This window comes from Zavarzinia marina (assembly GCF_021568905.1).
GTDB classification, from domain to species: Bacteria; Pseudomonadota; Alphaproteobacteria; order Zavarziniales; family Zavarziniaceae; genus Zavarzinia; species Zavarzinia marina.
This window is the reverse complement of sequence record NZ_JAKGSB010000001.1, coordinates 296,134-309,062: the sequence shown is the minus strand read 5'-3', so window position 1 is coordinate 309,062 and position 12,929 is coordinate 296,134. Positions and strand designations below refer to the sequence as shown.

General features: G+C 67.5%; 11 protein-coding genes. 9 read left to right on the top strand and 2 right to left on the bottom strand.

The window, feature by feature from the left end:
• Positions 1-381: 381 nt before the first annotated feature.
• From L2U69_RS01440 to L2U69_RS01420, 5 genes are all read left to right on the top strand, one after another.
• Positions 382-1,512 carry a type III PLP-dependent enzyme gene (locus L2U69_RS01440; protein WP_236104567.1) on the top strand — a complete coding sequence of 377 codons (1,131 nt, stop codon included), beginning with the start codon at positions 382-384 and terminating at the stop codon, positions 1,510-1,512.
• A 32-nt stretch (positions 1,513-1,544) separates the two neighbouring features.
• Positions 1,545-1,793: a hypothetical protein gene (locus tag L2U69_RS01435; RefSeq protein ID WP_236104566.1), complete on the top strand. Its 249-nt coding sequence runs from the start codon at positions 1,545-1,547 to the stop codon at positions 1,791-1,793.
• Between the two features lie 229 nt (positions 1,794-2,022).
• Entirely contained in the window at positions 2,023-2,526 is a 504-nt protein-coding gene (locus L2U69_RS01430; protein WP_236104565.1) for a thioesterase family protein, read from the top strand.
• Positions 2,527-2,533: 7 nt separating this feature from the next.
• The gene (locus L2U69_RS01425) at positions 2,534-4,888 is read left to right on the top strand and encodes an ATP-dependent helicase (RefSeq protein WP_236104564.1); all 2,355 of its coding nucleotides are present in this window, start codon (positions 2,534-2,536) and stop codon (positions 4,886-4,888) included.
• Positions 4,889-4,977: 89 nt separating this feature from the next.
• A complete protein-coding gene (locus tag L2U69_RS01420) occupies positions 4,978-5,859 on the top strand; it encodes a 50S ribosomal protein L11 methyltransferase (RefSeq protein ID WP_236104563.1) in 882 nt (293 codons plus the stop codon).
• Between the two features lie 95 nt (positions 5,860-5,954).
• Here L2U69_RS01420 and L2U69_RS01415 read toward each other — a convergent pair whose 3' ends face one another.
• On the bottom strand, positions 5,955-6,200 hold the full coding sequence (locus L2U69_RS01415) for a DUF1127 domain-containing protein (RefSeq protein ID WP_236104562.1): 246 nt from the start codon (positions 6,198-6,200) through the stop codon (positions 5,955-5,957).
• A gap of 323 nt (positions 6,201-6,523) precedes the next feature.
• Here L2U69_RS01415 and L2U69_RS01410 point away from each other — a divergent pair, with 323 nt between their 5' ends.
• Both L2U69_RS01410 and L2U69_RS01405 read left to right on the top strand, forming a co-directional pair.
• Positions 6,524-8,593 carry an aminopeptidase P family protein gene (locus L2U69_RS01410; protein WP_236104561.1) on the top strand — a complete coding sequence of 690 codons (2,070 nt, stop codon included), beginning with the start codon at positions 6,524-6,526 and terminating at the stop codon, positions 8,591-8,593.
• A gap of 87 nt (positions 8,594-8,680) precedes the next feature.
• Positions 8,681-9,361 (top strand): MBL fold metallo-hydrolase, encoded by a 681-nt coding sequence (locus L2U69_RS01405; protein WP_236104560.1) that lies wholly within the window; start codon positions 8,681-8,683, stop codon positions 9,359-9,361.
• 52 nt (positions 9,362-9,413) lie between these two features.
• On the opposite strand, the gene L2U69_RS01400 is transcribed toward L2U69_RS01405, so the two are convergent.
• Positions 9,414-9,911, bottom strand: a complete 498-nt coding sequence (locus L2U69_RS01400; RefSeq protein WP_236104559.1) for an Lrp/AsnC family transcriptional regulator — start codon at positions 9,909-9,911, stop codon at positions 9,414-9,416.
• Positions 9,912-10,216: 305 nt separating this feature from the next.
• On the opposite strand from L2U69_RS01400, the gene trxB reads away from it, so the two are divergent.
• The gene (gene trxB / locus L2U69_RS01395) at positions 10,217-11,185 is read left to right on the top strand and encodes a thioredoxin-disulfide reductase (RefSeq protein WP_236104558.1); all 969 of its coding nucleotides are present in this window, start codon (positions 10,217-10,219) and stop codon (positions 11,183-11,185) included.
• 90 nt (positions 11,186-11,275) lie between these two features.
• Positions 11,276-12,166 carry a LysR family transcriptional regulator gene (locus tag L2U69_RS01390; RefSeq protein WP_236105737.1) on the top strand — a complete coding sequence of 297 codons (891 nt, stop codon included), beginning with the start codon at positions 11,276-11,278 and terminating at the stop codon, positions 12,164-12,166.
• Positions 12,167-12,929: the final 763 nt, after the last annotated feature.

The following is a 12,929-nucleotide window of genomic DNA, read 5'->3' as shown; positions in this document are numbered from 1 at the left end:
CGCACCCGCACGTGCCTTTGGCCCATGGTGGTACAGCAACGACGTTAGGCGTCCTTTTTGGAATTTCCGGGGTGAGACTCCCCGCCGAAACCCGAGAGGGAACCACGATGTTGGACCATAGAGGCCCCATGGCGGGCGCTGCTCCCCGCATCAACGGCCTGCTTTCCGCCGTATCCCGCACCCTGGCGGCCGATCAGAGTCTGATCTGCCGGGCTGGGTTCGGCACGGCCGTCGGCCAATGCGCCCCAAGCTCGAGTATGCGGGCGCCGGACTGACTTCCGGCACCCGGCCCCGATGGGCCGACCGCATCCCTTCGCACCCGTAAAATTCGCATTGCAGCTTTCGTCCGCGTTCGTGCGCGGCACGCTTGGGACTACGCACATGACCGAGAAGATTCGCCGTTTCCTCGACGAGCGCCGACCCGCCACTCCCTGCCTGGTGGTCGATCTGGACGTCATCGAGGACAATTACCTGACCCTTTCCCGCCTGCTGCCCCAGGCGAAGATCTTCTACGCCGTGAAGGCCAACCCGATGCCGGAAGTGGTGTCGCGGCTGAACACCCTCGGCTCGTCCTTCGACACCGCGTCGCGCGGTGAGATCGAGCTCGTCCTGTCCCAGGGCGCGCAGCCGGAGAACGTCTCCTTCGGCAATACGATCAAGAAGGAAACCGACATCGCCACGGCCTATGCCCTGGGGGTCCGCCTGTTCGCCTTCGACTCGGAAGCCGAGCTCGAGAAGATCGCCCGCTCCGCCCCCGGTTCGCGCGTGTTCTGCCGCGTGCTGGTCGAATGCGACGGCGCCGAATGGCCGCTGTCGCGGAAGTTCGGCTGCACGCCTGAAATGGCCGCCGACCTGATGGTGAAGGCTCGCGACCATGGCCTCGACGCCTATGGCATCTCCTTCCACGTCGGCTCGCAGCAGACCGATCTCGGCCAGTGGGACAAGGCCATCGGCGGCGTGTCGCAGCTCTTCTCGGTGCTGCGCGAGCGTGACGTCGACCTGCGCATGATCAACCTGGGCGGCGGCTTCCCGGCCAAGTACCGCGCGGACGTGCCGCCGCTGGAGGCCTATGCCGCCGCGGTCATGGACGCGATCTACAACCACTTCGGCAATGCGATCCCCGACATCATCATCGAGCCGGGCCGCAGCATGGCCGGCGATGCCGGCATCCTGCAGACCGAAGTCGTGCTGATCTCGAAGAAGGACGCGTCGGAAGACAAGCGCTGGATCTACCTCGACGTCGGCAAGTTCTCCGGCCTCGCGGAGACCATGGACGAGGCGATCAAGTACCGCCTGTGCACCCCGCGCGACGGTGGCGACACCGGCCCCGTGGTGCTGGCCGGCCCGACCTGCGATTCCGCCGACATCCTCTACGAGAAGGCGAATTACGAACTGCCGATGGATCTCCAGATCGGCGACAAGATCGAGATCCTGGCGACCGGTGCCTATACCACCTCCTACTCCTCCGTGAACTTCAACGGCTTCGCGCCGCTGAACACGATCTGCATCTGACGGCCCCTCGAGAGACAGGAAAGGAAAAGCCGATGATCAACGAACATTGGGGTTTCCGCGTCGGCGAGCGCATCACCGTCCCCGGACTCTGGGGCGAGCAGATGGGCACCGTCGTCGATTTCGCCACCATGATGGGCCGCAACGCCGGCCGCGTCTCCCATGTGGTGGTCTACCGCCTGGACGACGGCCGCGTGTCGAGCGACACGCCGGAACGCCTGTTCCGCCTGAACCGCGCCCGCCGCGCCTATGGCGCCCCGGCGGCCGAGGCCGTCGCGGCCTGATCGCAGCGATCTTCACATGAAAGGCGCGGCCCCCAGGGTCGCGCCTTTTGTTTCTCACGCCGTCCTCCCGGCGGCGGCCGGGATCTTCCCCGGGCAAGGGCGCTTTCTGGTCATCAGATCCCGGCCTTCGCCGGGACGACGAATTCGGGGAAGAATTTGAGAGGACGGCGAGATGGGCGATGCCCGACTCGCTTCCCAGGCCCGGATGTTCCCGTTACGATCCCGCGCCATGACGACCCCGCGCCCCATCCTCGACGCCCCGCTCGATTGCGGTGAAGCCACCGTGCTGCCCGAATGGGTGGACTACAATGGCCATATGAACGTCGGCTATTACAACCTCGCCTTCGATCAGGCGCTGGACCGTGCCTTCGATCGCTTCGACTGCGGCAAGGCCTATGTCGAGCGGACCAATCATTCCTTCTTCGTGCTGGAAACCCATGTCCGCTATCTGCGCGAGGTGACGTTGGGCGATCCCCTCGCCTTCAATTTCCAGCTCATCGCCCGCGACGCCAAGCGCCTGCATTATTTCTGCGAAATGCGCCATGGCCGTGACGGTTTCCTCTCCGCGACCTCGGAACAGATGGCGCTGCATGTCGATCTCGGCCAGCGCCGGGCCGCGCCCATGCCGCCCCATCTCGACCGTCTGTTCGCCGATCTCGCGACGGCTCACGCCCCTCTGCCCCGGCCCGACGGCCTCGGCCGGGTGATGAGCCTCGGCCCGCGCGCCGCCTGAGCCGGCCATGAGCAGCGACCCCTTCGATCCGGCCGGCTGGGACGATCCGCCAGCCCCCCAGGCCGGCAACGAGACGACCACCGCCAGCGCCCCCCCGGTGCCCAATGCGCCGCCGCCCTATCTGGACGGCCTCAATCCCGAACAGCGCGCCGCCGTCGAGGCGACGGAAGGCCCGGTGCTGGTGCTGGCCGGCGCCGGCACCGGCAAGACCCGGGTGCTGACCACGCGGATCGCCCATCTTCTCTACATGGGCCGGGCCTGGCCGGGGCAGATCCTGGCGGTCACCTTCACCAACAAGGCGGCGCGCGAGATGCAGCAGCGCGTCGCCGCCCTGATCGGCGGCGTGGCCGAGGGCATGAGCTGGCTCGGCACCTTCCATTCGGTCGCGGCGCGCATCCTGCGCCGCCATGCCGAGTTGGTCGGCCTGCAGCCCAATTTCACCATCCTCGACACCGACGATCAGATCCGCCTCTTGAAGCAGTTGATCCAGGCGGAAGGGCTCGACGAGAAGCGCTTTCCGGCGCGCCTGCTGGCCAGCCTGATCGATCGCTGGAAGAACCGCGCCCTGACGCCCGAAAGGTTGGGGGCCGATGATGACGCGAGTTACGCCGATGGCCGGGGCAAGGCGCTCTACACCCTTTATCAGGAGCGCCTGAAGACCCTGAACGCCGCCGATTTCGGCGATCTCCTCCTCCATGTCATCACCATCTTCCAGAAGCATCCGGACGTGCTGGAGACCTGGCAGCGGCGCTTCAAATATATCCTCGTCGACGAATATCAGGATACCAATGTCGCGCAATATCTGTGGCTGCGCCTGCTGGCCCAGAAATGGCGTAACCTGTGCTGTGTCGGCGACGATGACCAGTCGATCTACGGCTGGCGCGGCGCCGAGGTCGGCAACATCCTGAAGTTCGAACAGGATTTCCCCGGCGCCGCCGTCATCAGGCTGGAGCGCAACTACCGCTCCACCGGCCATATCCTGGCCGCCGCCTCGGGCCTGATCGCCGCCAACGAGGGCCGCCTCGGCAAGACGCTGTGGACCGAGGACGACTTGGGCGAGAGGGTCCGCGTCATCGGCTATTGGGACGGCGAGGAAGAGGCGCGGTCGACCGCCGACCTGATCGAGGGCATGCGCGGTCACGGCCGGCGCCTGTCCGAGATGGCGATCCTGGTGCGGGCCGGCCATCAGACCCGCGCCTTCGAGGAACGTTTCGTCGCCATCGGCCTGCCCTACCGCGTCATCGGCGGGCCGCGCTTCTACGAACGGCTCGAGATCCGCGACGCCATGGCCTATTTCCGCGTCCTGGTGCAGCCGGACGACGATCTGGCCTTCGAGCGCATCGTGAACGTGCCGAAGCGGGGCCTCGGCGATGCCACGGTGCAGCAGCTTCACGTGCTGGCGCGGGCGCGCAATATCTCGCTGCATCATGCCGCCGGCCTGATCGTCGAGACCGACGAATTGAAGCCGCGCGCGCGCAACAGCCTGCGCGACCTGATGGAAGGTTTCGCGCGCTGGCGTTCCCTGGGCCGCGAACTGCCCCATACCGAACTGGCCGAGATCGTCCTGGACGAGAGCGGTTACACGTCCATGTGGCAGGCCGACAAATCGGCGGAGGCGCCGGGCCGGCTGGACAATCTGAAGGAATTGATCGACGCCCTGGCGGGTTTCGAGAGCCTGCCCGCCTTCCTCGACCATGTCGCCCTGGTGATGGAGATCGAGCGCGGGGCGGAGGATCAGGACATGGTCACCCTGATGACGCTCCACGGCGCCAAGGGCCTGGAATTCCCCGTCGTCTTCCTGCCCGGCTGGGAGGAAGGCCTGTTCCCCAGCCAGCGCAGCTTGGACGAAAGCGGCCTCGCCGGCCTCGAGGAGGAACGCCGCCTCGGCTACGTCGGGATCACGCGGGCGCGGGAGACGGCGGTCATCAGCCATGCCGCCAACCGCCGCGTCTATAACCAATGGCAGAGCGCCCTGCCGTCACGCTTCATCGACGAACTGCCGGCGGATCATGTCGAGAGCGAGGCACGCCCCGGCCTCTGGGGCGGCTCGGGCAGCGGTTACAACGCCGCCGGCGGCGGCTTCGGCTCCCAATTGCGCGACAACGACCTGTTCGGCGATCGCGGCGTCAGCCCGGGGTTCCAGCGCGCCGCCCAGGCAAAGCCGACCCGCAAGCTCGACCTCGCGGTCGAACGCATGATCGTGACCGACAATACCGGCGACGATTTCGCGCCCGGCCAGCGCGTCCACCACCAGAAATTCGGCCACGGCCGCGTCACCCATATCGACGGCAACAAGCTGGACATCCAGTTCGACACGGCGGGCGCCAAGAAGGTGATCGCCAGTTTCGTCACCAAGGCGTGACCGTGCAGTTCCCACGTCCCTTCCAGACTCGTCATCCCGGCGAAAGCCGGGATGACGATCAAAGACATTCCACCTTCCGAGACATCGACATGAATCCCGGCGCCGGCCTGATCGAGGCCCATCTGATCCTGCCGCCCGAAGCGGTGCCCACTTTCGAGCTGATGCTGTCGGACATCGTGGTGGCGCTGACCACCATGACCCCGGACGACGGCGCGACCTGGACCCTGGAAGCCCTGCTCGGCCCCGACGGCGACCGCGAGGCGCTGGCGGATGCGTTCGTTCAGGCGGCGGAAATCGCGGGCATCGAGCTGCCGGCCATCGAATGGCGCGTGCTGCCGGACGTCGATTGGGTGTCGGAGACGCAGAAGATCCTGGCGCCGCTGGCGATCGGGCGTTTCTGGATCCACGGCCCCGAGGCAGAAGAGCCCCCGCCCGTCGCCATGATCCCGCTGGAGATCGAGGCCGGCCTCGCCTTCGGCACCGGGCGCCACGCGACCACGGCGGGCTGCGTCGAGGCGATCGAGCGTCTGGCGGGCGCCCGTCGCTTTCGCCGCGTGATCGACGTCGGCTGCGGTTCCGGCATCCTGGCCATGGTCGCGGCGAAGCTGATGCATCCCCCGGTGCTCTGGGCGAGTGACGTCGATCCGGTGGCGGTGGCGACGGCGCGGGACAATGCCGTCGCCAATGGTCTGTGGAATGCCGCGCGCTATGCCGTCGCCGACGGCGTGGCGGAGCGCGGCATCCGCGCGGCCGGCCCCTTCGACCTGATCGCGGCCAACATCCTGGCGGTGCCGCTGACGAAAATGGCGCGGTCTATCGAGGCGGCGCTGGCCCCGCAGGGTGTCGTGGTGCTGTCGGGCTTGCTGGTCGGGCAGGAGCGGATGGTGCTGGCCGCCTATCGCGCCCGGGGCCTCCATCTCGCCGACCGGATCCGGAAAAACGGATGGGCGACCCTGGTGCTCTCCCGCTAGGGAAAGACCGGGGCCGCCCATCGCGGCGTCTCGTCACAATGTCCGGCGCGTGGAAATCCCGCGCCAGGAACGTCAGGGGGCCGGTTGCCCGGCCGTCAGGCGGCGGTGCGCCGAGCGGCGTTTTCGTTCGCCGCCGTCGTCGCTTCCGCAGCCACCGTCACCCACGTGCCGGCTTCCCGCCGGATGGCGCCGGTGACGACACCGTCGATCTGGTTCCGCGCGATGCCGATATCGGCAAGCAGGCGGTCGTCCAGAGCGGACAATTCGGCACGCAGGCGTTCCCGCCTGATCATGGCCAGCACGGACGACACCATCTTGCCCGGCGCCTTGGCGATATCCATCAAGACCTCCCAAACGTAAGTGCTCGTATCCGCCACCGGCAGCGCGCGCACCGAAACCGGTGCCGTCGCCATGGCGAAAAGATCGACCGTGCGGGCCCCATGCCCAACATGCGAACGGGACGCCATATACGGGATGTAAGCCATGTTGCTTCTCCGTGTGTTGGCGTTACCGTCGAGGGATATATACGTCGCGCGGCACCCTCCGGGCAGTGGGGGCGCGGCAGGCGAGATATGCACAAAGTGCATTGGAAACAATTTATCGTCCCGCTACATGCATGGCTAAGCACCAAGGCCCCGATGAACCGTCACACAAAGGCTAAAAAATGAGCACAGCCGACACCGCCACGGCCCTTGCCCCCGAAGCCCGGCCCGTCCTGGACGCGGCGGCGCTGGCCGCCCTGAGCGCCAGCCTGCCGGCCACGGCGCTGGAAAAGCTGGAAAATCGGCTGATCGCGGCGGCCGCGGGCACGGCGGAGGGGGCGGACGACCTGTTGGCGGTGGTGGCGCCCGGGGCGGAGGCTTCGGCCGGCGACGCGATCGCCCGACTGGTCCAGGCCGCGCGGCCCCGCCTGCTCGCCCCGATCGCGGCCGGCCGCAAGGCCAGCGCCGCGCGCATCGCCGACCTGCGCGCCGAGCTTGCCCGCCGGGGCCTGACCGGCTTCCTGGTGCCCATGGCGGACGAACATCAGGGCGAATATATCCCGCCGTCCGCCCAGCGCCTGGCCTGGCTGACCGGCTTCGGCGGCTCGGCCGGCCTTGCCGTCGTGCTGTCGGACCGCGCCGCCATCTTCGTCGACGGTCGCTATACGCTCCAGGTCCGCGATCAGGTGGACATGACTCTCTATGAAGCCCGTCACCTGATCGAGGAGCCGCCGGCCGCCTGGCTGGAAGCCGTGCTGAAGCCGGGCGACCGCCTGGGCTTCGATCCCTGGCTGCACACGCGCGCCGGCATCGCCGCCATCGAGCGCGCGGTCGCGCGGGCCGGGGCCGAACTCGTGGCCGTCGCCGAAAATCCGGTGGATGCCATCTGGCGCGACCGCCCACCCGCGCCGCTGTCGCCCATGATGGCCCAGCCGCTGTCGCGGGCCGGCGAACCCCATGAGGACAAGATCGCCCGCCTCGCCGTCGGCCTTGCCGACGACGGGCTGGACGCCGCCGTGATCAGCGCGCCGGACGGTCTCGCCTGGCTGCTGAACGTGCGCGGCCGCGACGTGCCCAACAATCCCCTGAGCCTTTGTTTCGCCATCCTGGAGGCGGCGGACGGCGGCCGTGTCCGGCTCTTCGTCGATCCGGCGAAAGTGACGCCGGCGGTCCGCGAGCATCTGGGCAATCGGGTGACGGTCGAGACGCCGGACGACCTCGCCCCCGCCCTCGACCGGCTGGGGGCGGCCCGCGCCCGTGTCCGCCTGGATCAGGCGACCGCCGCCGTCTTCCTGTCGGAGCGGATCGGCGCCGCCGGCGGCACCGCGCTGCCCGGTCTCGATCCCTGCGCCCTGCCCCGCGCCCTGAAGAACGCGGTCGAGATCGCGGGCAGCCGTGCCGCCCACGTCCGCGACGGCGCCGCCATCTGCCGTTTCCTGTGCGAGATGGAGGCGGCGCTGGCATCGGGCGAATCCTGGGACGAACTGACCGTCGTGGAGCGGCTGCAGGCCGCGCGCGCCGGCCACGCCTGGTTCCGGGGGCCGAGCTTCGACACGATCGCGGGCGCCGGGCCAAATGGCGCCATCGTCCATTACCGGGCGTCGGAAGAGACCAACCGCCCGCTGACGGAAGGCACGCTGCTGCTGCTCGATTCGGGCGGGCAATATCCGGACGGCACCACGGACGTCACGCGTACCTTCGCCATCGGCTTGCCCAGCCCGGAGCACCGCGACCGTTACACCCTGGTGCTGAAGGGCCATCTGGCGCTGGGTCATGCGCGCTTTCCGGCCGGCACGTCGGGCAGCCAGCTCGACATCCTGGCGCGCGCCCCGCTGTGGTCGGCCGGGCTCGACTACGACCACGGCACGGGACACGGCGTCGGCGCCTTCCTCTGCGTGCACGAGGGGCCGCAGCGCATTTCCAAGATGCCGAACACTGTGGCGCTCCGCCCCGGCATGATCGTTTCCAACGAGCCCGGCTACTACAAGAGCGGCGCCTATGGCATCCGCATCGAGAATCTGATCGCCGTCACCACCCTGGCGGCGCCGGTCGGCGCGGAGCGGGAGATGCTGGGCTTCGAGACCCTGACCCTGGTGCCCTACGACCGGCGCCTGATCGACGTTTCGCTGCTGACGGCGGCGGAGATCGCGCAGGTGAATGCCTATCACGCCCGCGTCGCATCCGAGCTTTCGCCCCTGGTCGATGCCGGGACGCGTGACTGGCTGCGGGCGGCGACGGCGCCGATCGGCTGATCCGCCCGCCCCATTTTCGCCTTGTTCCGGCCCGACCGGGGCCCGATCCGGGCCGCATGGTCCCTTCCGCATTCGAAGAGGGGTTCCATGGCTTCCGCCAACGCCGCCATCAAGGGCGACCAGGATCCTGCGCCGCCGGCGCTGCTGCCGGTGGCACCCGGGATATTCGTCCATGTCACGGCCACCGACGGGGCACCTGCGTCCAACGGCCTGCTGGTCGTCGGCCATGACGGCGCCCTGCTGGTCGACATCGCCGCCACGACGGCGGAGACCCGGCGCCTGATCGATGCGGTCGAACGCCTGACCCGGGGCGCGCCGCTCCAGGTCTATGTCACCGAGGCGCGGCCCGAACGCCTGGGCGGCCTTGCCGTGGTGCACGAGCGGGGCCTGCGCAGCCTGGGCCACGAGACCACGCTGGCCGCCGCCATGGCGCGCGGCCTGCCCCTGCCCCGCTCCGGCTGGAACGGCGAGACCCTGGCCTTCGAGGTCGGCGCGCGCCAGATCGAAGCCTTCCACCCGGGCGCCGCCCTCACCCGCGGCAACACGGTCGTCTATGTCGGCGATGCCGATCTGCTGCACGGCGGCAGTCTGATCGGCGGCGATGATGACGTCGCGGCGGCGCTGACCGCCACCAGGGCCCGATTCGGCGCTCCCGCCATCGTCATCCCCGGCCGCGGCGCCCCCGGCGACCACCGCCTTCTGTCACATCCCGCGCATCATCCCGGCGAAGGCCGGGATCGCCCGCCGAAAAGCACGCCCTGCCGTTGAAGGATCCCGGCCTCCGCCGGGATGACGGCCTTGGGGTGACATTGGGGCGTCGTCAGCGCTGGCGCGCGGGACGAGGCGGGAGACCGAAGGGAACGCCCGGGGCGTGCTTGCCGTTGCGGATGGTGAAACTGGTCTTCACCGAAGCGACATTGGGCGCCGGCGTCAGTTCGCGGGTCAGGAACGACTGGAATTCCGCCAGATCGCGGGCGACGATCTTCAGGATGAAGTCGATCTCGCCGTTCAGCATCCAGCATTCGCGGACCAGCGGCATGCCGCGCACCCGTTCCTCGAAGGCGACGAGATCCGATTCCGCCTGACTGGCGAGACCGACCATGGCGAAGACCGTCACTTCGAAGCCGAGCGCCTCGGCATCGACCTCGGCGTGATAGCCCTTGATGAAACCCGATTCCTCGAGCGCCCGGACGCGGCGCAGACAGGGCGGCGCCGAAATGCCGACCTGGCGCGCCAGATCCACATTCGTCATGCGACCGTCGGACTGGAGATGATCCAGGATCTGAAGGTCTATGTCGTCGAGCTTTACCTTGGTCATGCGCTCCCCCTGTGGCGGCGCATTATCGGGCCCGGCACGGCGTTGCGAAAGAAAATTTCACCAGGCATGGTGCAATGCGATGGATTCGGCGGCGAAACCGGGGGAATAGACGCAACGAGCGGCCGGCGTCAAGCATCGCGCCGAAACCCGCGTCCCGCCTCTTGGCGAGCCATGCCCGCAACGCATAACATGTTCCGGACAGGGAATCTTCCATGGGCGATTCTCGGGGCCATGTATGGTCTTGCGCCGCGTCCGGCCGACCGCCGCCCCCGCGGGGCTCATGAACCGATTGGAGTATCACGACCATGTCCGAGCGCCGCCATGCCAGGGTGCTGATCATCGGCTCCGGCCCCGCCGGCTGCACCGCGGCGATCTATGCCGCGCGCGCCTGCCTCGATCCCGTCATGGTGCGCGGGCTGGTCCCCGGCGGGCAGCTCACCATCACCACCGAGGTCGAGAATTACCCGGGCTTCGCCGATGCCATCCAGGGCCCCTGGCTGATGGAGCAGATGGAGGCCCAGGCCCGCAACGTCGGCACCGAGATTCTGGACGACATCATCACCGAGGTCGATTTCACCGAGCGTCCCTTCACCCTGAAAGGCGATTCGGGCACGGTCTACACGGCCGACGCCGTGGTCATCGCCACCGGCGCCAACGCCAAATGGCTGGGCCTGCCGTCGGAGGAGAAGTTCCAGGGCTTCGGCGTCTCGGCCTGCGCCACCTGCGACGGCTTCTTCTATCGCGGCAAGACCGTGGTGGTGGTCGGCGGCGGCAATACGGCGGTCGAGGAAGCGCTCTATCTAACCAATCACGCGACCAAGGTGACCCTGATCCACCGGCGCGACACGCTGCGCGCCGACATGACCAATCAGCGCCGCCTGCTCGCCCATCCCAAGGTGGACGTGATCTGGAACAGCGCGGTCGAGGAGATCCTGGGCGACGACGATCCCCCGGGGGTGACCGGCGTGCGGCTGAAGAACCTGGTGACGGGCGAGGTTTCGGAACTGGCGACCGACGGTTTCTTCGTCGCCATCGGCCATGCGCCGGCGACCGAGCTGTTCAAGGGCAAGCTGCCGATGGACGAGCACGGCTATCTGCTGACCGCGCCGGATTCGACGGCGACGGGCATTCCGGGCGTCTTCGCCGCCGGCGACGTGAAGGATCACGTCTTCCGCCAGGCGGTGACCTCGGCCGGAATGGGTTGCATGGCGGCGCTGGAGGCGGAACGCTTCCTCGGCCAGCAGGAAGGCGAGGCGGCCGCGGCCGCGGAATGACGGGCCGCGCCTTCAAGGGCGGCTCGCGGTGAATGGGGCATCTGGGGCGGCGAGCGGGCTTTGACGCCGGCGCCCGGGGGACGTGCGATGATGGATTGGGACAAATTGCGGATCTTTCACGCCGTCGCCGAGGCCGGCAGCTTCACCCATGCCGGTGAAGTGCTGAACCTCTCGCAATCGGCCGTCAGCCGCCAGATCAGCGCCCTCGAGGAAAGCCTGAAGGTGTCGCTGTTCCACCGCCACGCGCGCGGCCTGATCCTGACCGAGCAGGGCGAGCTGCTGTTCCGGACGGCCCATGAAGTCTTCGCCAAGCTTGCGATGGCGGAGGCCATGCTGGCGGATTCCAAGGACAAGCCGCGCGGCGAACTGCGGGTGACCACCACGGTCAGCTTCGGCATGCTGTGGCTGACGCCGCGGATCAAGGAATTCACCGACCTCTATCCCGACATTCGCGTCCATCTGATCCTGGACGACGACGAGCTCGACCTCGGCATGCGCCAGGCCGACATCGCCATCCGCTTCCGCGCCCCCGTGCAGGCGGATCTGGTGCAGCGCCGGCTGGTGCAGGTGACCAACCACCTCTACGCCGCGCCGAGCTATCTGAAGCGTTTCGGCGCGCCGAAGAACCTGGAGGACCTGGACAACCACTCCCTGCTCGCCTACGGCGCCGCCGTGCCGCAGCCGCTGTCCGAAGTGAACTGGCTGCTGGCCAAATCGTCGGACCCGCAGAAGCCGCGAAAGCCCGTGTTCACGGTGAACAATATCTACGCCCTGATGCTGGCGGTCGAATCCGGCATCGGCATCGCCGCCCTGCCCGACTATGTGGCGCGCGGCAACACCAAGCTGACCCAGGTCCTGCCGGAAACCGGCGGCCCGACCTTCGATACCTATTTCGTCTACCCCGAGGAATTGCGCGACACCAAGCGAATCGGCGTGTTCCGCGACTTCATGCTGCGCAAGGTGGCGGAGTGGGGCTTCTGACGGCCGGGGCCGCCGCCGGCGGCCCCGCTGCCCTCCGGACAAGCCATTGATTCTTCTTGACAAAGACGGTCCGGCAAGTTCCATGCATTTTTTGCAACAGCCGCCGCTCGCAATAGCAATGGTGATTTCGCAGGTGCGGGATTACATAGATTTCGACGCCGCCGTTATCGGCGGCCTTGAATGCGGGGCCTCCCTCCTCCCCCGGCTCCGCGTTCGGTCAGGTTGCTTGCCCCCCAAGCCCTGACCACTTCACGGTCTTTTTGACGTGAAGCCTCCCTGTAAGACTTGCCGGGCCCTAGTGGCCCGGCCTTTTTTTTGGCGATGAAGTATTTTGCGAGTCCTGGCTAAGGGGAACAAATCCCGCACGGTTTCGCATCGGCTCTTCGAAGACGCTCCATTACGCGGAACGCCAGGGCTCGGTCATCGTATGGCCCATGCCACCGCCCGTTGCGCCCTGAATCCGAAGCCTGAATACCACGACCGTTGTTGCAGTAACCGCATTCAGCGCGATGGATTCGGGCGCGATCGAGCGTCCAGTTCTCATAGACGTAGAAGTTCATCTTGTGTTTCCCGCCTTCCAATCGAACTTCGGCGCCATCTTGAACATCGCCATATTCTGGAAGTTCTTCTCGCTTCGCGTTTCGTTTTCGTTACTGCGGCGTTCGCGGACGACGCCGGAGATTATTTCACGCTGAATTGTCTCAGTCCCCATTCTCCTGCTCCACCACCTTAATGTGTGCCTTTATCATAAATTCCCCAATCG